The sequence below is a fragment of the Mesorhizobium sp. M0060 genome, assembly GCF_040323155.1.
In the GTDB taxonomy this organism is placed as follows: domain Bacteria; phylum Pseudomonadota; class Alphaproteobacteria; order Rhizobiales; family Rhizobiaceae; genus Mesorhizobium.
Genome location: NZ_JAMYUP010000014.1, coordinates 1 through 24,223 on the forward strand (window position 1 = coordinate 1; position 24,223 = coordinate 24,223).

Genomic DNA, 24,223 nt, shown 5'->3' on the forward strand with positions numbered 1-24,223 from the left:
TCGGGGCGGTCCCCTGGCCCGCGCCCCCCCGCCCCCGTGCGCCCCGGCCCCCGCGCCCCCCCCCCGCCCCCCCCCCCCCCCCCCCCCCCCCCCCCCCCCCCCCCCGCGCCAGGTTGAAGGGCTCCAGGATCAATAGATCTTGGAGAACTTTTCGATGTTCGACTTGTCGAACTGGAAGGGCGGAGCCATCGCAGCCGAGTTGGTGTCGTCGAGCGTGACCTTGCCAACACGGCCGATCGACAGCGTCGCGCCCGGCTTGGCTTCTTCCTTCTTCACCGCCAGATCATGGGCGAGGTAGACGGCGGAATAGCCGAGATCGATCGGGTTCCACAGCGCAACCGCCTGCGAAGCGCCATTGTCGATGAACTTCTTGAACTCCGACGGCAGCGCTAGGCCGGTGACGTTGACCTTGCCGATCAGGCCTTCGTCGGTCACCACCTGAGCGGCGGCAACGACGCCGACCGTGGTCGGTGCGATGATCGCCTTGAGGTTCGGATAGGACTTCAGCAGGCCCTTGGCCTCGTCCGTGCTCTTGGCCGAGTCGTCGTCGCCATAGACGGTGGCGACGAGCTTGATCTTGGGGAATTTCTCCGGCAGCACCTTCTTGGCCGCATCGATCCAGGCGTTCTGGTTGGTCGCGGTGGACGAAGCCGACAGGATGGCGACGTCGCCGCCTTCCGGCAGGTAGTCGGCGGCAAGCTTGATGATGGTCTCGCCGATCAGGTTGGTGTCGGAGGGGTTGAGGTGAAGCTGGCGGCCTTCCGGCGCGACGCCTGAATCCCACGAGATGACGGTGATGCCGCGTTCCATCGCCTTCTTCAGCGCCGGTACTAGCGCGTCGGCGTCATTGGCAGAAATGGCAATGGCATTGACCTTCTGGGCGATCAGCGAATTGACCACTTCGATCTGCGCTTCGGCGGTCGCCTTGGTCGGGCCGGTATAGATGATCTCGACATCGCCGAGTTCCTTGGCCGCCTCTTCGGCGCCCTTGTTGGCGGCGTCGAAGAAGCCGTTGCCGAGCGACTTCACCACCAGCGCAATCTTGACGTTTTCGGCATAGGCAGCATTCACGAACATGGCGGCGGAGAACGCCGCCGTAATCATCAATTTCTTCAGAAAGCTCATCGAATATCCTCCCTTGAGCGTTGCATTCCATCGCCGCTGCGGGCGTGAGTTTTTCTCAGGCCTGCAGCGAAGATTCTTCCTTGTTGCTTGCCGTTGTGCGGGCGACGATCAGCGTCACACCGGCGGTCTCCAGCATCTTGGCCTCGCGATCCTCGATGCCGTCGTCGGTGATCACCGTGGCGATGCGCGACAGGCCGCACAGGATCAGACTCGAGCGTTTGCGGAATTTCGAGGAATCGACCAGCACCACCAGCTCGTCTGCCTGGTCGATCAGCTTCTGCTCGGCCTGGATCAACAGTGGGTCGCCTTCCATCAGACCCAGCGGTCCCAGTCCCTGCGCGCCCATGAACATGCGGCGCGCGTAGAAATTGCGCGTCACGTCATTGTCGAAGGGCGACAGGATGATGTTCTGCTCGCGGTAGATGGTTCCGCCCGACAGCATCACCGTGTTCTTGGAATGCCTGAGCAGGTGCTCAGCAATCGGAAAGGAATTGGTGAAGATCGGCATGCGGCGGCCGGTCAGGAAATGCACCATCTGGAAGGTGGTGGTGCCGCCATTGATGATGATCGGCTCGCCATCCTTGCAGAGTTCCACGGCTTCCCGCGCGATTGCCCGCTTCTGCGAGGCGTTGATGGTCTCGTTGACGGAAAACGGCCGGCCGGCAAGGCCGATGAACTGCGGCGGCGACAGCGCCTCGGCACCGCCGCGCACCCGGCGCAGGCGCTTTTGCACATGCAATGCCGCGATGTCGCGCCGGATCGTCGCCTCGGACGATTCCGTCAGGTCGACCATCTCCTGCACCGTCACCACAGGTTTTTCCTGGACGGCGGACAGAATGATCCTGTGGCGCTCTTTCTCGTGCATGGTTCCTCCCTGCTTGAGCATCTAGGCACCCAAAGCGCGCAGTGTCAATCATTTCCGATCAGATAATTTCATTGTGCAATGCAATATGATTGATATTGATCGTTTGTGATTGACAAGACAGCCGCTTGCGTAGAAATTCGGGCAAAAGGGACCCGCGTCGTTTGCGTGTCCCAAAGGGAGGATACCTATGCTCGACAAGCGCTCCGGCACGCGCCTCGCCAATCTTTGGGATGAGGCGAAAGCCCAGGCAATGAGCGAGCCGGAACGTCTCGTCTATCGCTCGAACGTTCTTGGCTCCGACAAGCGCGTCACCAATTATGGCGGCGGCAACACCTCCTCCAAGATCTGGCAAAAGGATCCGCTCACCGGCGAGAGCGTGGAAGTGCTGTGGGTCAAGGGCTCGGGCGGCGACAGCGCCTCGATCAAGCTCGACGGTTTCGCCACGCTCTACATGGATAAATTGCGCGCGCTGAAGGGTCTCTATCGCGGCCTCGAGCATGAGGACGAGATGGTCGGCTATCTGCCGCATTGTACTTTCAATCTCAACCCACGCGCGGCCTCGATCGACACGCCGCTGCATGCCTTCGTGCCGAAGCCGCATGTCGATCATATGCACCCCGACGCCATCATCGCCATTGCCGCCGCCAAGGATTCGCAGGCGCTGACCAAGGAGATCTTCGGCGACACGATCGGCTGGCTGCCATGGAAACGTCCGGGATTCGAGCTCGGCCTATGGCTGGAGAAATTCTGCCTCGAGAACCCCGACGCCAAGGGTGTTGTGCTGGCAAGCCATGGCCTGTTCAGCTGGGGCGACACACCGAAGGAATGCTACGAGACGACGATTTCGGTGATCAACCAGGCGATTGACTGGTTCGAGCGCAAGAGCCAGGGCAAGCCGATCTTCGGCGGCGAAGTGGTCAAATCGCTCGACGCGCCGGCGCGTCGCGCGGTGGCCGCAAAACTGATGCCGAGTATCCGCGGCCTGATCTCGGAGAAAAGCCACAAGCTCGGCCATTTCGACGATTCGCCCGCCGTGCTCGAATTCGTCAATTCCAAGGATTTGCGGCCACTGGCCGCACTTGGCACGTCCTGCCCGGACCATTTCCTGCGCACCAAGATCCGGCCGCTGGTCATCGAGTTCGATCCCAAGGCGCCCGACGTCGATGCCGTCATTGCCCGTCTTGCCGATGATGTGGCGGAGTATCGCGTCGGCTATCAGGCCTATTATGACCGCTGCAAGCACGCGGATTCGCCATCGGTGCGCGATCCCAATGCCGTGGTCTATCTGATGCCAGGCGTCGGCATGTTCACCTTCGCCGGCGACAAGGCGACGGCGCGCATTTCGGGCGAATTCTACGTCAACGCTATCAATGTCATGCGCGGCGCCTCGACGGTGTCGACCTATGTCGGCCTGCCCGACCAGGAAGCTTTTGATATTGAATACTGGCTGCTCGAAGAGGCAAAGCTGCAGCGCCTGCCGAAACCAAAAGCCCTTGCCGGCCAGATCGCGCTGGTCACCGGCGGCGCCGGCGGCATCGGCCGGGCCACCGCCAACCGGCTGCTGCGCGAGGGCGCCTGCGTCGTGCTGGCCGATATCGACGAGGCAGCCCTTGCCAGCGCCAATGACGAGCTTGCCAAGGCCTATGGCAAGGATTTCGTGCGGCCCGTCGTCATCAACGTCACGTCTGAAGATCAGGTAATCTCCGGCTTTGCCGAGACGGCGGTCGAGTTCGGCGGCATCGACATCCTGGTCTCCAATGCTGGCCTGGCATCCGCTGCGCCGATCGAAGAAACCACGCTGGCGCTGTGGAACAAGAACATGGACATCTTGTCGACCGGCTATTTCCTCGTTTCGCGCGAGGCTTTCCGGCTGTTTCGCGCGCAAAAAATCGGCGGCAACGTGGTCTTCGTCGCCTCCAAGAACGGGCTTTCCGCATCGCCCAACGCCGCCGCCTATTGCACGGCCAAGGCCGCCGAGATCCATCTGGCGCGCTGCCTGGCGCTGGAAGGCGCGGAAGCACAGATCCGGGTCAATGTCGTCAATCCCGACGCCGTGCTGCGCGGCTCGAAGATCTGGACCGGCGAGTGGAAGGAACAGCGCGCCGCCGCATACAAGATGTCGACCGACGATCTCGAAGAGCATTACCGCTCGCGCTCGATGCTGAAGCGGTCGGTATTCCCCGAGGACATCGCCGAGGCGATCTACTTCTTCGCCTCCGACATGTCGGCCAAGTCGACCGGCAACATCGTCAATGTCGACGCTGGCAACGCCCAGAGCTTTACGCGGTAATAGTTTGAAGGCGGCGCTGCCCCTCACCCTTACCCTCTCCCCGTAACGACGGGGAGAGGGGGTCGCCAACGCCGGAGCGCTTCCCTTCTTCCCGTCTCTCTACGGGGAGAAGGTGCCGGCAGGCGGATGAGGGGCAGCGCCAACCGAACGCATTTGGGAGGAAACGCAGTGTCCGAAACCATTATCTCCGCCGATGTTGTCGAGAAAGACAACGCGGCACGCAAGGCCGACCTCGAACGCGATTATGACTCGCTCGGCGAGCGCCTCGACCGCCGCGGCATCGCCATCGACGCCATCCGCGACAGGGTCGAGAAATTTGCCGTGGCCATTCCGTCCTGGGGCGTCGGCACCGGCGGCACCCGCTTTGCCCGCTTTCCCGGCGCCGGCGAGCCGCGCGACATTTTCGACAAGATCGAGGATTGCGCCGTCATCCGGCAGTTGACGCAGGCAACGCCGACCGTCTCGCTGCATATTCCGTGGGACAAGGCCGATCCGAACCGGCTGAAGCAGGCCGCATCGCGCTTTGGACTCGGCTTCGACGCCATCAACTCCAACACCTTTTCCGACGCCAGCGACCAGAAACTTTCCTATAAGTTCGGCTCGCTGTCGCATGCCGATGCCGCGACGCGCCAGCAGGCGGTCGAGCACAATCTCGAATGCATCGAGATCGGCAGCACGCTGGGCTCGAAGGCGTTGACGGTGTGGATCGGCGACGGCTCCAACTTTCCCGGCCAGGTCAATTTCGCCAAGGCGTTCGAGCGTTATCTCGACGCGATGAGGGAGATCTATGCCGGACTGCCGAGCGACTGGAAGCTGTTCACCGAGCACAAGATGTACGAGCCGGCCTTCTATTCGACGGTCGTGCAGGACTGGGGCACCAACTACATCATCGCCAAAGAGCTCGGCGACAAGGCGTTTTGCCTGGTTGACCTCGGCCATCACGCGCCCAACGTCAACATCGAGATGATCGTCTCGCGGCTGATACAGTTCAAAAAACTCGGCGGCTTCCATTTCAACGATTCGAAATATGGCGACGACGACCTCGACGCCGGCTCCATCGATCCCTACCGGCTGTTCCTGGTCTTCAACGAGCTGGTCGATGCCGAACTCTCAGGTGCCGAAGGTTTCGATCCGGCCCACATGCTCGACCAGAGCCACAACGTCACCGATCCGATCGAAAGCCTGATGTTGTCGGCAGTTGAGGTGCAGCGCGCCTATGCGCAGGCGCTGCTGGTCGACCGCGAGGCGCTTCAAGGCTTCCAGGACGCCAATGACGCGCTGATGGCGACGCAGACGCTGAAAGCCGCCTACCGCACCGATGTCGAGCCGATCCTCGCCATGGCGCGGCTGAAGACCGGCGGCGCCATCGATCCGGTCGCCGCCTACCGCGCCGCCGGCTACCGGGCGAAGGTCGCAGCAGAACGGCCGGCGGTGGCGAGCGTCGGCGGCGGGATTGTTTGAAGCTGGGGTGAAAATGGAAAACCCGCCACGAAGGGCGGGTCGTTTGAGCCAATTGGCACCACAGCCAGATTAGTAGCATAGCTGCCGGCACAAAGCAAGAACAAATTGCTGAAACGGGAAAAAATTCTGAGAGCCGCAATGAAGCGTGGCCTTGCTGCCAACGCGGCGGCGCTCAGCGGCATCAGTCAAAGATCGCAACGGTGATTACGCAGCGAACCGGCACCAGCATACGACGCCTTTCTCGCATCATTGTCAGTAGACTCGACCTCCCCAAACGGCTTTCCTAGGCTCACCCCAAGCCTCGGAGAACGGCCATCCATTCCACCCGCCGCACCCTGATAGCCGTCAGCCTTTCCCTCACCCTGACTTTTGTCCCGTTCCTCGCCTTTGCCGCCTCGCCGCAGCCGGCGAAGGGCGAGCACGGCATGGTTGTGACCGCCCAGCATCTTGCGTCTGAGGTCGGCATCGAGGTGCTGAAGAAGGGCGGCAATGCCGTCGATGCCGCGGTCGCCGTCGGCTATGCGCTGGCCGTGGTCTATCCGACCGCCGGCAATATCGGCGGCGGCGGCTTCATGACCATCCGCTTCAAGGACGGCCGTTCGACCTTCCTCGATTTCCGCGAGCGCGCGCCGTTGGCCGCGACCAAAACCATGTATCTCGACAAGGACGGCAAGCCGGTGAAGGGCGCCAGTCTTGACGGCTATCTGGCGGTCGGCGTGCCGGGCTCGGTTGCCGGTTTCGAGATGGCACGGGACCAATACGGCACGCTGACGCGGCAGGATTTGCTGGCGCCGGCCATCCGCTTTGCCGAGGAAGGCTTCGTGCTGGAGCAGGGCGATGCGGCCTCGCTCCAGGGCGGCGCGGAGCGGTTGGCGAGGGATCCAGCGGCGGCGGCCATTTTCCTCAAGCCGGACGGCAAGCCTTATGCCATTGGCGAGCGCCTTGTTCAGCCCGATCTCGCGGCTTCGCTTGCCGCCGTTTCCGAACGCGGTGCGGATGCCTTCTACAAAGGCGCGATCGCCGACGCCATCGTCAAGGCGAGCGGCGCAAAGGGCGGCATCCTGGCCAAGGCGGATTTCGAAAACTATGCGGTGCGCGAGCTCAAGCCGGCGACCTGCAATTATCGCGGCTACGAGATCATTTCCTCGCCGCCGCCGAGCTCCGGCGGCGTCATCATCTGCGAGATACTCAACGTGCTTGAGTTCTATCCACTGTCCTATCTCGGCGCCGGCTCGGCCGAGACGGTTCACGTCATGGTCGAGGCGATGCGCCATGCCTATGTTGACCGCAATTCGGCGCTCGGCGATCCCGGCTTCGTCGACAACCCGGTCGCAAAACTGCTCGACAAGAATTACGCCAGGGAAATCCGCGAAAAGATCGATCCGTTCCGGGCCGGCGTGTCGCAGGAATTGATGCCGAAGGGCTTTGGCGAGAGCAGCGAGACAACGCATTATTCGATCATCGACAATGACGGCAACGCCGTCGCGGTAACCTACACGCTGAACGGCTCTTTCGGCGCCGGCGTCGTCGCCGGCGGCACCGGCATCTTGCTCAACAACGAGATGGACGACTTCACCCAGAAACCCGGCGTGCCCAATCTCTATGGCCTGGTCCAGGGCGAGGCGAACGCGATTGCGCCGAAAAAGACGCCGCTGTCGTCGATGAGCCCGACCATCCTCGCCAAAGACGGCAAGCCGTTCATGGTCATCGGCAGCCCTGGCGGTTCACGCATCATCACCATCACGCTGGAGGCGATCGTCAACGTCATCGACCACGGCATGAACATCCAGGAGGCGATCGATACGCCGCGCATCCATCACCAATGGTTGCCCGACACGGTCTATATCGAACCTTTCGGCCTGTCGCCCGACACCGAAAAGCTGCTTACCGGCATGGGCTACCACCTCGATCTTGCCGACACGACCTGGGGCCAGGCGGCCGGCATCCTGGTCGGCGGCAAGAGCCTGACGGAAATCGAGAAGGGTGGTGGCGCCCGCTACAACGGCGCCATCGACAGCCGCGCCGCATCCGGCGAGGCTATCGGGTATTAGACGATGATCCCAAACCGAAGGTCAGCGCAGCAAAAAGTGCAAACCGTTTTCAGGATCACGGTCAACAGGAAGATTTCGCCTTGAATCAGGTGACCAGCGCGATCGTGGACGCAATCAGCATCAGCGCCGCGACGCCGACGAACAGCGCGTAGATGCGCGGCCGGTCGAGCAGAAGCGCATTGCCGGAGATCCATGCGGCGGTGGCGCCGCCAAGCGCGAAAAAGAAGGTGCTGCGGCGCCCGAAGCTCAAGCCGGCGGCCATCAGGCCGCCGATGATCAGGGCGCCGAACACGATGATCACGGCGACTGCGTATTTTTCGAAATCGTTGCTGCCGGCGCTCGGGCCGATCGCGTTCAACCTCGACAGGTCGTCCGGATCGAACGGGCTGGTCGACCCATATTCGTCTTGACCGACAGGCTCATGCATCATTCGTTCTCCGCAAACTGGCAGCAAATCATCAAGCCTCGCCGAGCGCAACCGCTCGTCGAATGTGATCGGCACGGTGTTCAACACTTTCTGGCGGCGGCTTGCCAGAGTTTTTTGGGTTCGTGCTTGATCGCCCCGCTGCCAGGCCCGGTCAAGTGCTTTGCCGGAGCTGAATCTTCAGGCGGCAGTGGCCATGGGCTGCGTCGCCTGAACGGAAGCTCCAAGCACCGCCTGCGCGGTGTCGGCCTGCTTTTCATCGACATGCGCCAGCACCAGGATCACACCTTGTGCGGCATCCGGCTGGCCCGGCTGCTTGCTGATATCGGACAATGTCCCGAGAAGTCTGCCGATAACGCAGCCCAAGACTGCACCGACGAGGGCCGATGCAAGCCATCCCGCGCCGAGGGGATCGATGCCGGGGAGATCAAAGGCGCCGAGGCCGGCCAACAAACCGGCTGCCGCGCCAAGAGCGGCACCGGTGCCTGGATCGCGCAAGACGGCGCCGATTTCGTCATCGTAGGGTCCGATGACACTGATCTCCTGGCGGCCAATTCCAGCCGCCTGAAGCGCTGCGACGGCACGCGCCGCCTGGTCATTGGAATCAAAAAGTCTGCTGATGGTTCGCATTGAAACTGCCTGTTAGGCCCGGCCTTTCCAGAGTGGGGGCAGGGTTCTTGCTGGCTGACGTTGAAAACTGCCCAACACATACGTCGCCCACCGCTCATTTCTGAGCAGCGGGCGACGGCTGCCCGAGCATTCACGTCAATCGATGATCTTGACGATCTTGCGCGTGCCTGGGTCGACGACGACGGTGCGGTTGTCAACGACGACATATCGATATTTGACGGTGGGGACCTCATGAAGTTCGACAGTGTCGGGGAGCGTTGAGCCGATATTGAGCTCCACCCCAGGGATTTTCACCGAGGCCAGCGGCTGCTTTTTCACATACTCCTTGATGACCGTTTCCTGCTGCGGTTCGATGACAACGTCTTGCGCCGCAGCGGCGCCGACACGTGCCAGAAGCAAAAGTCCCGCTGCCGCGGTGGAAAGATGCATTCTCATGGTCGTCTCCTTTGCGAACTCGGGACGCTCTTCGCGCCAAGGCTCATTCGAACGGAAGGCAGCTGAAAACGTTCCGTCGACGGGGCTTCGGTCCCACCCGAGCGGGACCAATCGACGTGTTGTCGCAGGACCTAAGTCTGATCCTTGCGGGCAAAGGGCGGGGCCGTCGCGCAGCCCGGAACCGCCACGGCTCGTACCCGTTGCTGGTTGCACGTTTCGGGAGGATTCCGTGGAAAAATGTAGACGGCCGCCGGTCGCTCGCACCGATCTTCGCTGTTTCCACTCCGATCGAACCCGGCATCTGCGCAGCCCCGTCCCTTCCTGCGCCGATAGGGTTCGCGCGTCACTTTTATGGCGGCGAACCCGCAAATTGCAGCGTGCTTCCGACCAAAATTGACCCTGAGGCGAGGAGAAATGAAATGGCCGACGACAAGAGCAAGCGAGACTTCAGCGACCGCAACCGCGTTTCGGCGGATGAGTATTATGAGGTCGAATATTTCGCGCGGGAAAATGGTATTTCGCCCAGCCAGGTGAGCAAGCTGATCAAAAGGACCGGTGGCGACCGGATGATCCTCTCGCAGGCGGTGAAAGCATTGCGCGAGCGCAAGTGAGATGCCGGCGAAGCCGACGGCTGGAAAGGCACTGATCGCGATCGGCCGAGATCCCGGCCAGCCATCGACAACGTGCCCAGATGCCGACGCTTCGGCCAAGCGCAATGCCCGTTTACTTCTTCGATTCCGATGAAGACGGAATCGTCTATTCCGACGATCAGGGAACGTTATGTGACGATTTCTCGCTGGTCAGGAAAGAAGCCCTTCGCACATTGGCCGAGATGGCCAGGGATGGCCTTCCTCACCGTAGGATCACAGTCAAAGTCCGGGACGGCCATGACGGTCTGGTCCTTGAAGTGGCCTTGACCTTTGCCGTCGAAACGCGGCGTTTCGGCGAGCAGATTTTCCGAATCAACTTGCGCACGAGCTGACGGCTCGATCGTCATCGCGCCGACTATGCCACGTGCCGCGCCGAAATTTCTGGTGCAGACGGCATCTTCCTCAAGGCGGAACATTAGAAGTTTCTAATAGTTATCTCTGCGCAGCGGGAACCTCCCGGGTTTCTGCTGCAGATCGGGCCGCAACCCGATCGGCCCGCGCCCTCCGCCAGAGGCGCGGGCTTCGTTTGTTTAGCCGATGCGCCACGCCGCGCGGCGGCCGCATATTGGAAACCTGCGGGAGCATTAGTAGCATAAGTCGCTACCGCGGCGCCCTGGCGCCCAGGCAACGGAGCCCGTCGTCCGACAGGGCGGCGGGCTTTTTGACGCGGGTCGATCATCACGCAACCGGTGGAAATCTAGCTGGGAGAGCGGGCCGGCGCCACTTCGTGTGGCGTGGGGTAAGGTGCCTAATGCAGCGCCGGCCAAGCGGAAATCAGGTCCGCCGCAGCCAGATAGTAGCCGCGTTCGCACGGCAGGTAATTGCGTGATCGCGGAAGGTACTGCCCGGGAAGCCAGCCCATTGCAGAGCACTCGCCACGAGCCCGGCCTGTGCAGCGGCCGACCGAGGCATTCATTCATTCTGACGATGCACCCGACGCCCGGACGGCGGAAATTGAGCGCCGCGCTAGCTCTCGACTGCAGCGGCCGGCGGTGTTCCCTGCAGATTTCGGATGAAAGGCTATTCTACCCTGTTGCGCCTAGATTCTTATCAGACCGTGGCAAGGATTGCTTTTCCCGTCGCGTTTGCCGGCGTTCTGCTGTTCGCCCTTTTGCCGGAGCGGGTCTTGCAGGGTCTTGGCCTCGCTTTCACGTTTGATCACGACAAGCTCAATCACGCCGCCGCCTTCGTCGTCCTGGCGGCTCTCGGAAGTCTCGGCTGGCCGGAACACAAGGCAAAGCTGATCGGACTCCTCGTTCTTACGGGCGCAGTGATCGAGGGTCTTCAGGCTGCGCAACTGATAGGGCGCGACCCGGATCTGTTCGACTGGGTGGCCGACTGCGCCGGAATGGCGTGCGGGCTGATAATTGCAGGCTGCACAAGGCGGGTCGCCGGCGGATTGCCATAGCTCGAAAGCGCATAACGGCGCCGGCGTACCCGCGCTCCAATATTGTGAAAATGGCCGGCGTCACTTGGGGGGCGCGTTGGGGTAAGTTGCCTGATGGACGCCGGCCAGGCGGAAAAATCATGTCCGCCGCAAAGCAATGTAGCAGCAATGGCAAGGCGCGACAGTGGCGTGATCGCGGAAGGTCCGCGTTCGCTTTTCTCGCTTTCCCCCGTGTGATGACCCATTATGGGTCATCAAGCCTGGCACCTGAATTGCACCGTAGTCAATGCCGGGGAACACCCCGGCAATCGTCCCCGAATATGGGGCCTCGCCGCTTCGCGAATGGAGCGGCGGGCCTTTTTTGCCGGATGCACGGCCGCCGCGGCGCTTGAAAATTGGATGCCACCAACTTGGTCGCTCATGGTCAGGATCGGGGTGATGAAGACCTTCGTTTGCTCGGGACCAGGAATCCCCCTTTTAGTAACTCCAACGCGTCGAGTGCCTCTTCATCCTGCAAATTTGTCAGAGCCACCCCGTCTGCGAAGACAACCTTATCGTGGTCTATATCGTAGACCTCCCAAAGCCCGTCCTTAATCCTTCGGATGGCGTGCCGACTCTCCATAAGCAGAAGCTAATTGAGTCTCGGAAATGGTGGGTACAAAAAGTCGAGAAACGGCCGACATTAGTAGTGGAAAACTTAGGGAGCGCTCCCGCGGCAACCTGCGCCGCGAAATCGGCGACTTCGCCAAGGAAATCGCGCGGCCAAATGCGAATGCTGCTCAATCTTAAGTGGGATCCTGATACAATCCCCTATGGCCGTCCGAATAGTGGTTGTTCTGGCGCTTCTTTTCGCCTTCGCCTACGGATTCGCAAAACTCGTGGAACGCTATGGCAGCGTTGGCGATCGACCCTCTGCATGTGAGGAATGGCCGCAACCTGATTGCCCAGACCCGAACGCGCCGCCTGCAGAGTAGCGGGTCGTCCATCTGCTCCCAGTCTGCAACATGGCGCGACTTGAAGTGCCGACTTTACCGACCAGACACATGGGGCGATGCATTGGTTTTAATTGGAAAAGTGGTGCCCAGAGGCGGATTCGAACCACCGACACGCGGATTTTCAGTCCGCTGCTCTACCAACTGAGCTATCTGGGCCTGCCCGGCGGGCGGTCTGCACACCGGGTTCATGAAAGCGCCGTCGGCACCCCTTGAAAGCGCGTGGGTTATAGCACGGGAATTCGGCCTGTCCAGCGCTTAGAGCATGATCCCGAAAGTGAATCCGGTTTTCGGAAAAGATCATGCTCAAACAAAAAGCCGGAACCTATTCCATCCGATTCTATCCGGATGGAACAGGCTCTAGACATTGATTTTCAGGCAGAAACGAATGGGGATTTCAGGCAGAAACGAATGGGCCTGCGTCGGGGCCAATTCACCGGCCGCGGTCAGGCCGGGCAAGCCGACCCAAGCTTGCGGAAAACACAGGTGACGGCGCTATTTCTGGTCGTCGCTCTCGTCCTCGTCGTCGCGGCCCGGGATGACATAGACACCCTTCAGCCAGCGGTTGAGGTCGATATCCTTGCAGCGCTTCGAGCAGAACGGATAGGTATCGCGTGCCGAAGGCTTGCCGCATTCCGGGCAGGGCCGCTTGGGCCGCAACGGCGTGACCTTGTCGTCCGAGCTCATATCCGCGCACCCGACAGCCAGTTGGCGTGCACCTTGAAGCCTTCGCCGCTGAGCAGCGCCACCGTCTCGTAGAGCGGCAGGCCGACGACGTTGGTGTAGGAGCCGACAAGCTTGACGACAAAGGCGCCGGCAAGCCCCTGGACGGCATAGCCGCCGGCCTTGCCGCGCCATTCTCCGGACGCGATATAGGCGTCGATCTCCTCGCGCGGCAGCCGTTTGAAGCGCACCCTGGTCTCGACCAGCCGCAGGCGCAGCTTGCCGCCCGGCGTGATCAGGCAGATGCCGGAATAGACCCGGTGCGAACGGCCGGACAGAAGGCCAAGGCAGTTGGCGGCGTCGTCGAGCGTCTCGGCCTTGGGCAGGATGCGCCGCCCGACGGCGACCACCGTGTCGGCCGCCAGCACGAAGCTCGGCGCGTAGTCGGTCTCGCTCTTCAGCGAGGCCAGCGCCTTCTCGGCCTTCTGCGTCGCCAGGCGTTTGGCCAGCGAGCGCGGGTGCTCGGCGCGCAGCGGCATCTCGTCGACATCGGCGGGCAGCACACGATCCGGCTCGATGCCGGCCTGCTGCAACAGCTCGATCCGGCGCGGCGAACCCGAGGCAAGCACGAGCTTCTGCAAAATGCCCATCGCGATCCCGGCCGGGTCCTTGAACTTACTTGAAGCGGTAGGTGATGCGACCCTTGGTCAGGTCGTAGGGCGTCATCTCGACCAGGACCTTGTCGCCGGTCAAAACGCGGATGCGGTTCTTGCGCATGCGGCCGGCCGTATGGGCGATGATTTCATGTTCGTTTTCGAGCTTGACCCTGAACATCGCGTTGGGCAGCAATTCCGTGACGACACCCGGAAATTCGAGGACTTCTTCCTTCGGCATTCGATACCTTTGCTTGGATGGGTACTTCCAGCGCCCCGGCCGGAAAGTTGCGCGGAACCTATATGATAAACGTCCGCTTGTGAACATGCTTAATCCGCGGCGTTTTTAGCCCCGTTGCTGAGGAATCGGCGGCCGATCTGCGCCTTCAGCCGCTCGCGTACGTCGCGATAGGCGGCCATGATCTGTTCGCGCGTTCCGCTGACGCCGGTCGGATCGGGCATCGGCCAATATTCGACCTCGACGGCCAGCGAGCGGGTGAGCTCGAGCGCGGTGTGGTGGGCTTCCGGCGCCAGCGTCACGATCAGGTCGAAATAGTCGTCCTCGAGGTCGTCCATCGTTCTCGGGTGCCGTTCGCCGAGCGACAGTCCGTCCTCGGCCAGCACGGCGTCGACGAACGGATCGCGCTCACCGCCGCGCACCCCGGCCGAGGCGACGAAAGTCGTCGGCGGAAGCACCTTGCGCGCCAGCAGTTCGGCCATCGGCGAGCGCACGGCGTTCATGCCGCAGACAAACAGGATCGAGCGGGGCAGGATCGAGCGGGGCAGCGGGGCGGCCAGTGTCAGCCTCGCCAGTGCAGCACGCAGACCAGCGTGAACAGCCGGCGCGCCGTGTCGAAATCGATGTCGATCTTGCCGGCAAGCCGGTCCATCAGCGTCTGCGAGCCTTCATTGTGCAGGCCGCGCCGGCCCATGTCGATCGCCTCGATATGGCTGGGCGTCGCCGTGCGGATGGCGTCGTAATAGCTCTCGCAGATCATGTAGTAATCCTTGACGATGCGCCGAAGCGGCGTCAGCGACAGGATGTGGGTGACGACGGCCGCGCCGTCCTCGCGCGTCACCGCAAACACCAGGCGGGATTCGGCCAGCGACAGCTTCAGCCGGTAAGGGCCGGCGCCGTCGTCATTGACCGGCTGGAAGCGGTTTTCCTCGATCAGGTCGAAGATCGCCACCGCCCGCTCATGCTCGACATCGGGCGTCGAGCGGCCGATCGTCTCGTCGAGCTCGACATCGATCAGCCTGGCGTTTGTATGGTCGTAGTCCGACATCGCTACATGTTCAGCCGTATGGCGACGGAGCGTCCATGCGCATCGAGCCCTTCCGCCTTGGCCAGCGTGATCGCCGCCGGCGCCAGCGCCCGCAATTGCTCCGGCCCGAGCTTCAGGATCGAGGTGCGCTTGACGAAATCGAGCACCGAAAGCCCGGACGAGAAGCGCGCCGAGCGCGCCGTCGGCAGCACGTGGTTGGAGCCGCCGACATAGTCGCCGATGGCTTCCGGCGTATGGCGGCCGAGAAACACCGCACCGGCATTGCGCATCCGCGCCAGGAAAGCCTCGGAGTCGTCGATGGCAAGCTCGACATGTTCGGCGGCGATGCGGTCGACCAGCGGCAGTGCTGCCTCGATCGTCGGCACCAGGATCACGGCGCCGAAATCGCGCCAGCTCGCCGCCGCCGTCTCGGCGCGCGGCAGGCTCCGCAACTGGCGTGCGACCGCCTGTTCGACCGCTTCGCCAAAGGCAGGGTCGTCGGTGATCAGGATCGACTGGGACGACACGTCATGCTCGGCCTGGGCGAGCAGGTCGGCGGCGATCCAGTCCGGGTCGTTGCTGCCGTCGGCCACCACAAGCACTTCCGACGGCCCGGCGATCATGTCGATGCCGACCGTGCCGAACACCTGGCGTTTGGCCGCCGCGACATAGGCATTGCCAGGGCCGACGATCTTGGCGACCGGCTTTATCGTCTCGGTGCCGTAAGCAAGGGCGGCGATCGCCTGGGCGCCGCCGACGCGGTAGATTTCGGAGACGCCGGCAAGGTCGGCCGCCACCAGCACCAGCGGCGGCACGTCGCCGCCCGACGCTGGCACCACCATGGCGATGCGCTCGACGCCGGCGACCCTGGCTGGTATGGCGTTCATCAGCACCGAGCTCGGATAACTCGCGGTGCCGCCCGGCACATAGAGCCCGACGGCCTCGATCGCCGTCCAGCGCGAGCCGAGCTCGACGCCGGCGGCATCGATATAGCGGTCGTCCTGCGGCAGCTGGCGCTGGTGATGGGAGCGGATGCGCTCGCGCGCGAATTTCAGCGCCTCGATCGTCTGCGGATCGGCTGCATCGTAGGCCTTGGCGATGTCGTCCCTGGAGACGGCAATGCCGAGCTTGGCCAAGTCGCCGCCGCCGAATTTCTGCGTGTAGGCGACCAGCGCCGCGTCGCCTTCGGCGCGTACTTTGGCGATGATCTCGCGCACTACGGCGTCGACGTCGGCCGAGACTTCTCGCTTGGTCAACAGGAAGGCGGCAAAGCGCTGCTCGAAATCGGCGTCGGACTGGCAAAGCGTGATGGCCATCGGCTCAGACCCTATGGACGGGGCGCGACGTCGCTTCCCAGGCGCCGCCGACATCGGTAAGCCGCGCTTCGATGCATTCGACGTCGAGCATGATCGCGCCGCCTCCCGAAAAGATCAGCTCGACGATGCCGGCCGGCTTGTCGAGCGCGACGAAGCTGATCGCCAGCAGCGACAGCACCTCGTCGGGCTTGTCGCGGGCAATGCCGCTGGTCTTGGCGCCGAGCACCCGGTCGAAATGCAGCACGGCTTGCCGCCGCTCATTGTGCTGGCGCAGGAAGCCGGATTTCGCCTCCCAGACGAACCGGTTCATGGTCAGCACGAATCGCTTAACCGAAGGCAGGAATTCGAGATCGCTGACCTTCATCACGGCATCCTGGACATGCGCCGAGATGATGCTCAGATCCTGATCGTCGAACGCGACAAGCTTGAGGGCATTCATGCGGAATTCGCACCTGCGAAGGTTTACGATTGGCCTTCTGTTAGGCGGTCTTGGCGATCCGTGCAACCGCGCCGCAAGCCCTGCGGAAAGGCTCTAGCCCGAAATGCGCTCGATCTCCGCGCCGCAGCCGGACAGCTTTTCCTCCAGCCGCTCGAAGCCGCGGTCGAGATGGTAGACGCGGTTGACCGTGGTTTCGCCTTCGGCGGCAAGGCCGGCGATGACCAGCGACACCGAGGCGCGAAGGTCGGTCGCCATGACCGGCGCGCCCTTCAGCTTCGAAACGCCGTCGACGATCGCCGTCTGGCCGGACAGCGTGATGTGGGCGCCGAGCCGGGCGAGCTCCTGGACGTGCATGAAGCGGTTTTCGAAGATCGTCTCGGTGATGCGCGACTTGCCCTTGGCCATTGTCATCAGGCCCATGAACTGCGCCTGCAGATCGGTCGGGAATGCCGGGAACGGCGCCGTCGTGACGTCGACCGGCGAAATGCCGGCGCCGTTGCGCCTGACGCGGATGCCGGAATTGGTCTGCGTGATCTCGGCGCCGGTCTGCGAAATGATGTCCAGCGCGGTCTGCAACAGGTCGGGCCGTGCGCCTTCCAGCACGACGTCGCCGCCGGTCATCGCCACCGCCATCGCATAGGTGCCGGTCTCGATGCGGTCGGGGATCACCCTGACGCGGGCGCCCGACAGCGCTTCGACGCCGTCGATGGTGATGGTTGCGGTGCCGGCGCCGGAGATCTTCGCGCCCATCGCGTTGAGGCATTCGGCGAGGTTGACGATCTCGGGCTCGCGCGCGGCGTTTTCGAGCACCGTCTCGCCCTTGGCCAGCGAGGCCGCCATGACAAGCACATGGGTGGCGCCGACCGAGACTTTCGGGAACACATAACGGTTGCCGACAAGCCGGCCGTTTTTGGTCTTGGCGATGACATAGCCGGTGTCGACGTCGATATCGGCACCCAGCGCCTGCAGGCCTTCCAGGAACAGGTCGACCGGGCGCGTGCCGATAGCGCAGCCGCCGGGCAGTGACACCTTGGCCTCGCCCATGCGGGCCAGCAGCGGGCCGATCACCCAGAACGACGCCCGCATCTTCGAGACAAGCTCATAAGGCGCCGTGGTGTCGACGATGTTGCGGGCGGAGAAAGTGATGGTGCGCGAATAGCCCTCTTGCTGCTTTTCGCGGCGGCCATTGACCGAATAGTCGACGCCGTGGTTGCCGAGGATGCGGATGAGCTGCTCGACATCGGCCAGATGCGGCACGTTTTCCAGCGTCAGCGTATCGTCGGTCAACAGCGAGGCGATCATCAGCGGCAGCGCGGCGTTTTTCGCACCCGAGATCGGGATGCTTCCGGCAAGCTTGTTGCCGCCGACAATTCTGATGCGATCCATGAAGAGCGTCCCCTCGGCCGAAAGGCCGGTTTAAATCGGTTGAGTCTGTTGCGGCCCGTCTAGACCATTGGCCGGCTTGGTTCAAGAAACAGGCTATTCCCCTCTTTGGCCCACGATGCCTTTGGCCAAAATACCGGGGACAACATAGCCGATTCGCGTTAATCTTTTTGCATCGCCGCCTGCAGCCCGTCCGGCCGCTGGTCGGCCTCGCCAGCGCGCCGCTTGTCGGCGTCGCCGGTCCGCCGCGAGCGCGACTGCGCCTTGCGCTTCAGCAGATTGGCGCGCAACTGCTCGGCCAGCCGGTCCTTGCGGCCGGCCTTCTTCGGTGGACCATCCTTGTTCGGAGAATTTGTCTTGTCGTTCATCGTCCCGTCCCGGCCGGCGACCCGCCCAGCGCATCATTAAGGGATAGCCAACATTGTGGCGCGGCCATGTCCGGAACAATCGCCGGTGCGGCCTTTCAACCCGTCTTTGTCTTGGCCTTGCGCTTGCCGGTTCGATATGGCAGAAGCCCCGCCATCGGCGGCTGCGGTAGCTCAGTGGTAGAGCACTCCCTTGGTAAGGGAGAGGTCGAGAGTTCAATCCTCTCTCGCAGCACCAGATTGTTTTCGCTGGCGCATCTTCCAAGGCCTCCTTGACCTGCTCGATGATGATTGTGCGCGGTTGGCGAGGTTACCGAAAAATATGGCGCCCCGCGACCTGCCGAGTGCCACGCGCACAGGCTCGTCAAAAACTGTGGTCTTGCACGCTCACCTCCCGAGTCTCGAACGCGACTCAATCCTCTGTGATGTGATAGCTTACCGCCATGTCGGATCATATTTTGCCTAGCCAGAAGCAGCCCAAGCTGATCGTCGTCGTTGCGTTCGATCGTGGCGAGGACGGTGAACTGTTTCCCGCCTTTGGTCCGGCCGATCAGCAAAGCGAGGAACGCGCCATCCGCACCGCCAAGGCGCTCGCAGGGAAGCACGTTGGCGTAATCGCATGGAGCCGTGACGCGAACCCGGCGCTTGGCGACTACGGCCCGCCGACCGTGCTGTTCACCAGCGGTGACGTGCCGGACATGGAGTAAATTCAGCCGGAGGTTCCATGTCGCGGTGTTCGATGGAGCGTGCTTTTACACTCTTGTCGCGATGACGATCGACAGTCGATGAGACAGTGCAAAGGAGCGCGGAAAGGATGATCAGCGACCCGACGACTGCCCTGACCGCAAGATCGAAAGCAAGGAGGTAAGGGAGCTCGGCTTTCGGCGATGCCGATTGCATGATCGAGGTCGGCGGGACGCACGGAGAGATCATGCGCTCATTGAGGCGGCTGATCGCGGCCGACAACATGACGCAGAAGGAAAATGCCAAGGTCGAGGCGCAGCTCGCGCTCGCACGCGCCATGATGCGCGCGGGGAAAGCGTTCTAGTCTGCCCTGCTGCAGGCGGCTTAACAAGCTTGCAGCCGGGAACAACCACTCAACGACTCGCGTTTCTTGCGAAGACCCGCTTCTTTTGCACGGGCAGCGGGCCTCGAAGGCTCGCAAATGTCGCGCCGGCGTTTCAATCGCACCCGCCTCAGCCCTCACGATTTGGCTATTTGTGAACGCGTGTTTGAACAGGTTTGCGCAGATGAACACATTGACCCTTTAAGCCGGGATGCCGAAGCCTTAGCGGTGATTATTGTCGCAATCTTCCGAAACTTTACCAATGAGCGCGAACTGCTGGAGGAAGTCAGGTCTCTTCGTCGCTCAAAAGGCGCAGAGAAGGCGCACTAGCTAGGCGGCGTTCCGAGGCGAATTGTTCTAGTCCCGCATTGGCACAATCGGATTGGCATCTGAATTGCCCATTGAGACTCGCCAGAGTGTAGCCACCGAGCTTGCAAAGGGGATGGAAATGGGTTTGGCCGAAGACTTATCTGACGTCGCGCTCACATTCGAATGTCCGGATTGCTCGCATCCGGCGGTAAGAAAGGGCTCTGCACTAAGAACAATCGCGTACTTCAGATGCGACGGGTGCAACGCCAAGGTGCGGATCACCTATCCGCAGAAGCTCGCGATCTTCGAAAAGCACAAGCTATTGGCCGCAGGCAGCCGGCAAAGCCGCGTGGAGCGATTGTACGCTCCCTACAGCGGCTGATTGCCGCCGACAACACGACACAGAAGGAAAATGCCAAGGTCAGGGCACAGATGCGGCCGAAGTGGCTTCGCGACCTCTGCCGCGTGCAGCGACGCCTGCTTAAGCCTTCCTCATCCGCGCGTCTTCGCCCTTTGACGCATGTTGACCCTGACAATGCAGTGCATCGGAATAATTCGGGCGGGGGGCTCGTTAAGTCGTTAGACGATGCCAGTTAACGGCAAAGTGGATATGTCCGAATGTCACTTCATGAAGCCCGCCAGACAGGCTGCGGCTTGCTCTGGCCTAACCTCGAAAGATACCAGGGATGAAAACGGCTGTTTCGACCTCTCTCACAAGACGAAGCGTGGTCGCAGGGCTGGCGCTGGCCGCCGCATCGCCGGCCGTGTTGCCTGCCGACAACGCGCTAGCGCAGGCCAAGAAAACCACATCCGACAAGAGTTTATATGACCGGCTGGGCGGCGTGTTCGCCATCGCGGCGGTGGTGGATCATTTCAGCGACGCCGTTGTGAAGAACCCCATCGTCGGCCAAAAGTCCAAGAATCCGCAGCTGCGCAAATGGCACACCAAGAACCTGGAAAGGTTGCCTGGCCTGAAGTTCATGCGCACGCTGTGGGTCTGCGACGTTTCTGGCGGGCCCTTCAAGTTCGTCGCCACCAAGCCCGGCACGACGCCGCTCGGCCTCGAGGAGGCCCATCGGGACCTGCGGATCTCTCCCGCAGAATTCGATGAGGTCGCAGCGGAACTCGGGCGGACCTTGGATCATTTCAAAGTTCCGAAGCCCGAGAAAACCGAGGTCTTGGCAGCTTTCGCCGCCCACAAAGACGAGGTCACCGCCGGCTACGTCAAGCAGGGCTGAAGCGCCTGTATAGTGCCGGCGGACGCATTGGTTCTGAGTATGGCGCGCGCGTCGCCGTGAATATGCAGCGCGGCCCTGACCACGCGGTCTGCAGAGGGCCTCGGGACGTCGTCGACCCACGCTTCCTGATCTTCCAGCTCAAGGTGAGGACGCGGGATCTTCGATAAACGCATTCGATGAAGGTTCAGCCCGGACTTCTTCTGTGATGACTTCGAAGCGGGTAAGCCGCGAAGAACCGAAACTGGTTGAGATGGCGACGTCGGTCGCGTCGCGCCCCGTTGCCATCAATATGCGCCCGATCCGCGGGCAGTTGTGGCGAGGATCGAATGTGAACCAATTGCCGGCGAGATAGGCTTGGAACCAGGCGCTGAAATCCATCGGTTCCGGCGCCGGCGGTACCCCGATGTCGCCGAGATATCCGGTGCAGTACCGCGCTGGAATGTTCATGCAGCGGCATAGCGCAATCGCCAGATGCGTAAAATCACGACAAACGCCGGCCTGGTCGGTGAAGCCGCCATGGGCGGTCCGCAGCGAGTCGGCTTTCTGGTAGTCGAAGACGATATGATTGTGAACGAAATCGCAGATCGCCTGCACGCGCGCCCATCCAGGCGCGGTATTGCCGAATTTCGCCCAGGCGAAATCTCCAAGACGATCGGTATCGCAGTAGCGGCTGCCCAGAAGAAAAACGAGCACCTCGTCCGGCAGCTCCTTGATGTTGTGCTGCACAGCCTGCTCGGCGACCGCATCGGGCTCGCCGCTATCATAGATCTCGAAGGTGGTTGAGATCGTCGTCAGGCCCGAGGGCGCCTCGATCCTCGTGCAGGCGTTGCCGAAACCGTCGACGTAACCGCGTGCTTCGACGGAGCGATCAAAACCTATGATCTGTTCCGTCAGCAGATCGACACGGCGCGATGGGTGGATCTCGAGCGCCAACAGCATCGGTGTTGGCCGCGGACATTCATAGGTGAGGGTGAAACCCGCGCGGATCCGCATCGAGGCTCCGATTGGTGTCATTCAGCAACCGGGCAAACTCCGCGATGGCCAAACAGTTCCGGAAAACATAAGCGAGTGCTAATTTTATTGCGGACCGATGTCCTTGGCCACTTTTACCTCGACGGTCATTCCCAGAAAACTCGACGCGCTTCCCGAATAACTCCCGGAAAGAGGGATGGCTTGCTGGGGATGCCGAGCCACGGCCACCCTGATCAAATCCCGGTTGCCGACAATGCCATTGGTGGGGTCGAACTCGACCCAGCCGGCACCAGGCAGGTAGACCTGGCACCAGGCATGCGTCGAGCCGCCGCCAAGAACCGCCGCGCTGTCGCGGCTTGGCACATAGACGTAACCAGTCACAAAACGGGCGGCAAAGCCGAGCGAACGAACCGCTTCCATCATGAACAGCGCAAAGTCCCGGCATGTGCCGCGACGCAGGTGCAACGTCATCAGAGGCGGTTGCGTCCCTGGCTCGCTTCGACGGGAATACACAAAGCTCTCATGGATGGCGTAGCAAAGCGTCATCAACAAGTTGCCGGTCCCGGTGTGCCCTGCGGCATTGAGGAACTGTCGTGCCCACTTGCCAACCTCGTCACCGTCATCCTCGTATTGACGTTCCATCGTCTGGGAGAGATCGGCGGCTTCGTCCGGATCATAGGAAAACGGATAATGAAGCGCCGCCTCGTCAATACGGAAATCAGGCGCATGCTGCGGCGTGTGATCCAGCCGAATGTCTGTCGAAAAGCGCAGTTCGGTTGAGGGGCTCTCGAAGTCGATCACCGCCACGCAGTTTCCAAAAACGTCATGGATCCAGCGAACCTCTTTCGGTTCGGGGTCGACAAACAAGGCGTGGTCCAGAAGTCTTTGATCGAAACTATCGCGCGGCCTGAACATCAGCCGGTGCTCGCCGAACCTCACCGGTCGGCTATAGCGATAGAGCGTCGTGTGCTGGACTGAAAAGATCGGCATCAGCTTCCGACAAGTTTACCTGCGATGTTGGCGCAAGCATATACTCTTTTCCAGGGTCATCCGATGGTTCCTACTCGGAACTTGCCCGAACTGTTTCCGCTCTGAGCGACCCTGCCGGCAGCGGCCGCAAAAGTTCAGCCTCGGACCTCGTCAGGTGGATCCAGGCCGCCCAGTCCGATGGCCGCAGCACAACCACTTGCCGATTGTGATATGGCGCGACATCCGGGCCTGGATCGGTGGTCAGCATCGTGAAATTGGGCGGCTTGTTGCCGGCACCCTCGCGCCACAGCCCGGCAATCGCCATGAACGAATGGCCATTCAGCGTGAACCTGTGCTTGGCTTTTGGATACTTCGTTCCGGTGAATTCGAAGAATGCCGATGCGGGAACGAGACAGCGTTTGCTGTTGCCGAACTGTCGACCCTCCGAGCGAAAGTTGAATACAGGTCCGCCTTTTGGTCCGGCCGGCGGAAAGCCGAACGTCATCGACGCCAGTTCGATTGTGTCGCCGGCCGCGCGCATCACAGGCCCGGGGTCGTTGATGTGAATGTCATCCGCCTGCGGCAGATCCAGCTCGGTTTGGTGGCTGGGGATCTTGAGCGCCAGCGAAGCCATCATCCGGCAATACTCGGCCCAGGCGATATGCTGCTCGTAGTCATTGCACATGGAAGGCTCCGCACGCTCGATCGAGATCAGTTCAATGTAGCGTTTATCGGTTCGCGCCGATTGCTGGCGGACTTGCCGTCGCCCTATTTGGGCCGGCGTGCGGCAGCGATGGTCTGCAAGAGATTGATGCTGTTCATGTCGGGTTGACTGGATGCGGCAACAGCAAGTGCTGCAGCTTCGGCTATTTTCGCGACGTCGTCGCTGCTGATCGTTCCACGCTTTTCCAGCAGATTTACAAGTTCGACAACGAGAAGAAAGGCGTTCACGCCATATCGTTCGGCTTTGAGCTCGAACTCGCCCCGAGCCAACCTCTCCGCGTCTCCTTCAGCCCGTTTGTCCACGTGATCGCCCTCTACTTTTGCCGACAACCTATTAACGCTTAGCACGAATGGTTTAATCCTTCGAATTGGCCGCACCTTTCGCCAGTTGCCCGGGCTCGACACCGTGTCGCCGGTGGCAAGGGCACGGGTTCAGCTAAGGATGAGACCCGCCAATAGAACCGTAAGGATAAGGGACAGCACGACGGCAAGCAGCCCGCATGCCTCCAAGGTATTGGTTTGCCAAGGTTTCATCGGGCGCCTCCCGCCTGA

The 24,223-nt window shown here is 61.8% G+C and carries 29 protein-coding genes and 2 tRNA genes; 13 read left to right on the forward strand and 18 right to left on the reverse strand.

Features of this window, described 5'->3' with window-relative positions; all coding sequences use genetic code 11:
- Positions 1-129: 129 nt before the first annotated feature.
- Together rhaS and NKJ94_RS15670 are read right to left on the reverse strand one after the other, a co-directional pair.
- A complete protein-coding gene (rhaS, locus tag NKJ94_RS15665; RefSeq protein WP_352526233.1) occupies positions 130-1,125 on the reverse strand; it encodes a rhamnose ABC transporter substrate-binding protein in 996 nt (331 codons plus the stop codon).
- A 55-nt stretch (positions 1,126-1,180) separates the two neighbouring features.
- Positions 1,181-1,990, reverse strand: a complete 810-nt coding sequence (locus NKJ94_RS15670) for a DeoR/GlpR family DNA-binding transcription regulator (RefSeq protein ID WP_352526234.1) — start codon at positions 1,988-1,990, stop codon at positions 1,181-1,183.
- A gap of 187 nt (positions 1,991-2,177) precedes the next feature.
- Between NKJ94_RS15670 and NKJ94_RS15675 the strand changes: the two genes are divergently transcribed.
- The 3 genes from NKJ94_RS15675 (at position 2,178) to ggt (ending at position 7,792) form a co-directional block, all read left to right on the forward strand.
- Positions 2,178-4,280, forward strand: a complete 2,103-nt coding sequence (locus tag NKJ94_RS15675; RefSeq protein WP_352526235.1) for a bifunctional rhamnulose-1-phosphate aldolase/short-chain dehydrogenase — start codon at positions 2,178-2,180, stop codon at positions 4,278-4,280.
- Between the two features lie 168 nt (positions 4,281-4,448).
- Complete coding sequence (gene rhaI, locus NKJ94_RS15680) at positions 4,449-5,741, forward strand: L-rhamnose catabolism isomerase (protein ID WP_352526236.1); 1,293 nt, start codon at positions 4,449-4,451, stop codon at positions 5,739-5,741.
- A 314-nt stretch (positions 5,742-6,055) separates the two neighbouring features.
- Positions 6,056-7,792, forward strand: a complete 1,737-nt coding sequence (gene ggt, locus NKJ94_RS15685) for a gamma-glutamyltransferase (protein WP_352777863.1) — start codon at positions 6,056-6,058, stop codon at positions 7,790-7,792.
- 85 nt (positions 7,793-7,877) lie between these two features.
- Here ggt and NKJ94_RS15690 read toward each other — a convergent pair whose 3' ends face one another.
- Complete coding sequence (locus NKJ94_RS15690) at positions 7,878-8,222, reverse strand: hypothetical protein (protein ID WP_198030499.1); 345 nt, start codon at positions 8,220-8,222, stop codon at positions 7,878-7,880.
- On the opposite strand from NKJ94_RS15690, the gene NKJ94_RS15695 reads away from it, so the two are divergent.
- On the forward strand, positions 8,214-8,849 hold the full coding sequence (locus tag NKJ94_RS15695; protein ID WP_352526238.1) for a hypothetical protein: 636 nt from the start codon (positions 8,214-8,216) through the stop codon (positions 8,847-8,849). The genes NKJ94_RS15690 and NKJ94_RS15695 overlap by 9 nt on opposite strands.
- A gap of 132 nt (positions 8,850-8,981) precedes the next feature.
- Here NKJ94_RS15695 and NKJ94_RS15700 read toward each other — a convergent pair whose 3' ends face one another.
- Complete coding sequence (locus NKJ94_RS15700) at positions 8,982-9,281, reverse strand: DUF1236 domain-containing protein (RefSeq protein ID WP_352526240.1); 300 nt, start codon at positions 9,279-9,281, stop codon at positions 8,982-8,984.
- Between the two features lie 419 nt (positions 9,282-9,700).
- On the opposite strand from NKJ94_RS15700, the gene NKJ94_RS15705 reads away from it, so the two are divergent.
- The 3 genes from NKJ94_RS15705 (at position 9,701) to NKJ94_RS15715 (ending at position 11,339) form a co-directional block, all read left to right on the forward strand.
- Positions 9,701-9,892 (forward strand): DUF3606 domain-containing protein, encoded by a 192-nt coding sequence (locus NKJ94_RS15705; protein ID WP_352526242.1) that lies wholly within the window; start codon positions 9,701-9,703, stop codon positions 9,890-9,892.
- A 104-nt stretch (positions 9,893-9,996) separates the two neighbouring features.
- A complete protein-coding gene (locus tag NKJ94_RS37575; protein ID WP_502904206.1) occupies positions 9,997-10,263 on the forward strand; it encodes a DUF6894 family protein in 267 nt (88 codons plus the stop codon).
- Positions 10,264-10,943: 680 nt separating this feature from the next.
- Positions 10,944-11,339, forward strand: a complete 396-nt coding sequence (locus tag NKJ94_RS15715; RefSeq protein WP_352526245.1) for a VanZ family protein — start codon at positions 10,944-10,946, stop codon at positions 11,337-11,339.
- A 1,054-nt stretch (positions 11,340-12,393) separates the two neighbouring features.
- On the opposite strand, the gene NKJ94_RS15720 is transcribed toward NKJ94_RS15715, so the two are convergent.
- From NKJ94_RS15720 to NKJ94_RS15765, 10 genes are all read right to left on the reverse strand, one after another.
- Positions 12,394-12,469, reverse strand: a tRNA-Phe gene (locus tag NKJ94_RS15720).
- A 336-nt stretch (positions 12,470-12,805) separates the two neighbouring features.
- Positions 12,806-12,997: a DNA gyrase inhibitor YacG gene (gene yacG / locus NKJ94_RS15725; RefSeq protein WP_352526247.1), complete on the reverse strand. Its 192-nt coding sequence runs from the start codon at positions 12,995-12,997 to the stop codon at positions 12,806-12,808.
- Complete coding sequence (locus tag NKJ94_RS15730) at positions 12,994-13,623, reverse strand: Maf-like protein (protein ID WP_352526248.1); 630 nt, start codon at positions 13,621-13,623, stop codon at positions 12,994-12,996. The genes yacG and NKJ94_RS15730 overlap by 4 nt, the downstream gene beginning before the upstream one ends.
- A 25-nt stretch (positions 13,624-13,648) precedes the next feature.
- Positions 13,649-13,867, reverse strand: a complete 219-nt coding sequence (infA, locus tag NKJ94_RS15735; RefSeq protein WP_006200926.1) for a translation initiation factor IF-1 — start codon at positions 13,865-13,867, stop codon at positions 13,649-13,651.
- An 89-nt stretch (positions 13,868-13,956) separates the two neighbouring features.
- Positions 13,957-14,424 carry an arsenate-mycothiol transferase ArsC gene (locus tag NKJ94_RS15740; protein WP_352526414.1) on the reverse strand — a complete coding sequence of 156 codons (468 nt, stop codon included), beginning with the start codon at positions 14,422-14,424 and terminating at the stop codon, positions 13,957-13,959.
- Between the two features lie 2 nt (positions 14,425-14,426).
- Complete coding sequence (locus NKJ94_RS15745; protein ID WP_352526250.1) at positions 14,427-14,912, reverse strand: UPF0262 family protein; 486 nt, start codon at positions 14,910-14,912, stop codon at positions 14,427-14,429.
- Positions 14,913-14,914: 2 nt separating this feature from the next.
- Positions 14,915-16,207 (reverse strand): histidinol dehydrogenase, encoded by a 1,293-nt coding sequence (gene hisD / locus NKJ94_RS15750; protein ID WP_352526251.1) that lies wholly within the window; start codon positions 16,205-16,207, stop codon positions 14,915-14,917.
- Between the two features lie 4 nt (positions 16,208-16,211).
- A complete protein-coding gene (locus NKJ94_RS15755) occupies positions 16,212-16,646 on the reverse strand; it encodes a DUF2948 family protein (RefSeq protein WP_352526252.1) in 435 nt (144 codons plus the stop codon).
- Between the two features lie 93 nt (positions 16,647-16,739).
- Positions 16,740-18,032: a UDP-N-acetylglucosamine 1-carboxyvinyltransferase gene (murA, locus tag NKJ94_RS15760; protein ID WP_352526254.1), complete on the reverse strand. Its 1,293-nt coding sequence runs from the start codon at positions 18,030-18,032 to the stop codon at positions 16,740-16,742.
- A gap of 158 nt (positions 18,033-18,190) precedes the next feature.
- Positions 18,191-18,397 carry a hypothetical protein gene (locus tag NKJ94_RS15765; protein ID WP_352526256.1) on the reverse strand — a complete coding sequence of 69 codons (207 nt, stop codon included), beginning with the start codon at positions 18,395-18,397 and terminating at the stop codon, positions 18,191-18,193.
- A 160-nt stretch (positions 18,398-18,557) separates the two neighbouring features.
- Between NKJ94_RS15765 and NKJ94_RS15770 the strand changes: the two genes are divergently transcribed.
- The 6 genes from NKJ94_RS15770 (at position 18,558) to NKJ94_RS15795 (ending at position 21,007) form a co-directional block, all read left to right on the forward strand.
- A tRNA-Thr gene (locus NKJ94_RS15770) sits at positions 18,558-18,632 on the forward strand.
- Between the two features lie 205 nt (positions 18,633-18,837).
- Positions 18,838-19,101 (forward strand): hypothetical protein, encoded by a 264-nt coding sequence (locus NKJ94_RS15775; protein ID WP_352526258.1) that lies wholly within the window; start codon positions 18,838-18,840, stop codon positions 19,099-19,101.
- Between the two features lie 191 nt (positions 19,102-19,292).
- Positions 19,293-19,442: a hypothetical protein gene (locus NKJ94_RS15780; RefSeq protein WP_352526260.1), complete on the forward strand. Its 150-nt coding sequence runs from the start codon at positions 19,293-19,295 to the stop codon at positions 19,440-19,442.
- Positions 19,443-19,559: 117 nt separating this feature from the next.
- Positions 19,560-19,790: a hypothetical protein gene (locus NKJ94_RS15785; protein WP_352526262.1), complete on the forward strand. Its 231-nt coding sequence runs from the start codon at positions 19,560-19,562 to the stop codon at positions 19,788-19,790.
- A gap of 118 nt (positions 19,791-19,908) precedes the next feature.
- Positions 19,909-20,151, forward strand: coding sequence for a hypothetical protein (locus tag NKJ94_RS15790; protein WP_352526263.1), 243 nt, complete (start codon positions 19,909-19,911; stop codon positions 20,149-20,151).
- 304 nt (positions 20,152-20,455) lie between these two features.
- Positions 20,456-21,007, forward strand: coding sequence for a group I truncated hemoglobin (locus NKJ94_RS15795; protein ID WP_352526265.1), 552 nt, complete (start codon positions 20,456-20,458; stop codon positions 21,005-21,007).
- Positions 21,008-21,145: 138 nt separating this feature from the next.
- On the opposite strand, the gene NKJ94_RS15800 is transcribed toward NKJ94_RS15795, so the two are convergent.
- The 4 genes from NKJ94_RS15800 to NKJ94_RS15815 all read right to left on the reverse strand — a co-directional run bounded on the left by NKJ94_RS15800 (position 21,146) and on the right by NKJ94_RS15815 (position 23,974).
- A complete protein-coding gene (locus NKJ94_RS15800) occupies positions 21,146-22,000 on the reverse strand; it encodes a transglutaminase-like domain-containing protein (protein WP_352526267.1) in 855 nt (284 codons plus the stop codon).
- Positions 22,001-22,084: 84 nt separating this feature from the next.
- Complete coding sequence (locus tag NKJ94_RS15805; protein WP_352526269.1) at positions 22,085-22,969, reverse strand: transglutaminase family protein; 885 nt, start codon at positions 22,967-22,969, stop codon at positions 22,085-22,087.
- Positions 22,970-23,039: 70 nt separating this feature from the next.
- Positions 23,040-23,633 carry an SOS response-associated peptidase gene (locus NKJ94_RS15810; protein WP_352526271.1) on the reverse strand — a complete coding sequence of 198 codons (594 nt, stop codon included), beginning with the start codon at positions 23,631-23,633 and terminating at the stop codon, positions 23,040-23,042.
- 83 nt (positions 23,634-23,716) lie between these two features.
- Positions 23,717-23,974, reverse strand: coding sequence for a hypothetical protein (locus NKJ94_RS15815; RefSeq protein WP_352526273.1), 258 nt, complete (start codon positions 23,972-23,974; stop codon positions 23,717-23,719).
- Positions 23,975-24,223: the final 249 nt, after the last annotated feature.

Bases quoted from the DNA above. Each gene is read 5' to 3' on its own strand.
- NKJ94_RS15715 (WP_352526245.1), top strand. From the start codon at position 10,944: ATGAAAGGCTATTCTACCCTGTTGCGCCTAGATTCTTATCAGACCGTG.
- NKJ94_RS15675 (WP_352526235.1), top strand. From the start codon at position 2,178: ATGCTCGACAAGCGCTCCGGCACGCGCCTCGCCAATCTTTGGGATGAG.
- NKJ94_RS15690 (WP_198030499.1), bottom strand. From the start codon at position 8,222: ATGATGCATGAGCCTGTCGGTCAAGACGAATATGGGTCGACCAGCCCG.
- NKJ94_RS15810 (WP_352526271.1), bottom strand. From the start codon at position 23,633: ATGTGCAATGACTACGAGCAGCATATCGCCTGGGCCGAGTATTGCCGG.
- NKJ94_RS37575 (WP_502904206.1), top strand. From the start codon at position 9,997: ATGCCCGTTTACTTCTTCGATTCCGATGAAGACGGAATCGTCTATTCC.
- murA (WP_352526254.1), bottom strand. From the start codon at position 18,032: ATGGATCGCATCAGAATTGTCGGCGGCAACAAGCTTGCCGGAAGCATC.
- yacG (WP_352526247.1), bottom strand. From the start codon at position 12,997: ATGAGCTCGGACGACAAGGTCACGCCGTTGCGGCCCAAGCGGCCCTGC.
- NKJ94_RS15700 (WP_352526240.1), bottom strand. From the start codon at position 9,281: ATGAGAATGCATCTTTCCACCGCGGCAGCGGGACTTTTGCTTCTGGCA.
- NKJ94_RS15795 (WP_352526265.1), top strand. From the start codon at position 20,456: ATGAAAACGGCTGTTTCGACCTCTCTCACAAGACGAAGCGTGGTCGCA.
- NKJ94_RS15745 (WP_352526250.1), bottom strand. From the start codon at position 14,912: ATGTCGGACTACGACCATACAAACGCCAGGCTGATCGATGTCGAGCTC.
- NKJ94_RS15780 (WP_352526260.1), top strand. From the start codon at position 19,293: ATGATCGAGGTCGGCGGGACGCACGGAGAGATCATGCGCTCATTGAGG.
- NKJ94_RS15670 (WP_352526234.1), bottom strand. From the start codon at position 1,990: ATGCACGAGAAAGAGCGCCACAGGATCATTCTGTCCGCCGTCCAGGAA.
- NKJ94_RS15705 (WP_352526242.1), top strand. From the start codon at position 9,701: ATGGCCGACGACAAGAGCAAGCGAGACTTCAGCGACCGCAACCGCGTT.
- NKJ94_RS15790 (WP_352526263.1), top strand. From the start codon at position 19,909: ATGGGTTTGGCCGAAGACTTATCTGACGTCGCGCTCACATTCGAATGT.
- NKJ94_RS15755 (WP_352526252.1), bottom strand. From the start codon at position 16,646: ATGAATGCCCTCAAGCTTGTCGCGTTCGACGATCAGGATCTGAGCATC.
- NKJ94_RS15800 (WP_352526267.1), bottom strand. From the start codon at position 22,000: ATGCGGATCCGCGCGGGTTTCACCCTCACCTATGAATGTCCGCGGCCA.
- infA (WP_006200926.1), bottom strand. From the start codon at position 13,867: ATGCCGAAGGAAGAAGTCCTCGAATTTCCGGGTGTCGTCACGGAATTG.
- NKJ94_RS15730 (WP_352526248.1), bottom strand. From the start codon at position 13,623: ATGGGCATTTTGCAGAAGCTCGTGCTTGCCTCGGGTTCGCCGCGCCGG.
- NKJ94_RS15775 (WP_352526258.1), top strand. From the start codon at position 18,838: ATGTCGGATCATATTTTGCCTAGCCAGAAGCAGCCCAAGCTGATCGTC.
- NKJ94_RS15765 (WP_352526256.1), bottom strand. From the start codon at position 18,397: ATGAACGACAAGACAAATTCTCCGAACAAGGATGGTCCACCGAAGAAG.
- hisD (WP_352526251.1), bottom strand. From the start codon at position 16,207: ATGGCCATCACGCTTTGCCAGTCCGACGCCGATTTCGAGCAGCGCTTT.
- NKJ94_RS15805 (WP_352526269.1), bottom strand. From the start codon at position 22,969: ATGCCGATCTTTTCAGTCCAGCACACGACGCTCTATCGCTATAGCCGA.
- NKJ94_RS15785 (WP_352526262.1), top strand. From the start codon at position 19,560: ATGTCGCGCCGGCGTTTCAATCGCACCCGCCTCAGCCCTCACGATTTG.
- NKJ94_RS15695 (WP_352526238.1), top strand. From the start codon at position 8,214: ATGCATCATTCGTTCTCCGCAAACTGGCAGCAAATCATCAAGCCTCGC.
- rhaS (WP_352526233.1), bottom strand. From the start codon at position 1,125: ATGAGCTTTCTGAAGAAATTGATGATTACGGCGGCGTTCTCCGCCGCC.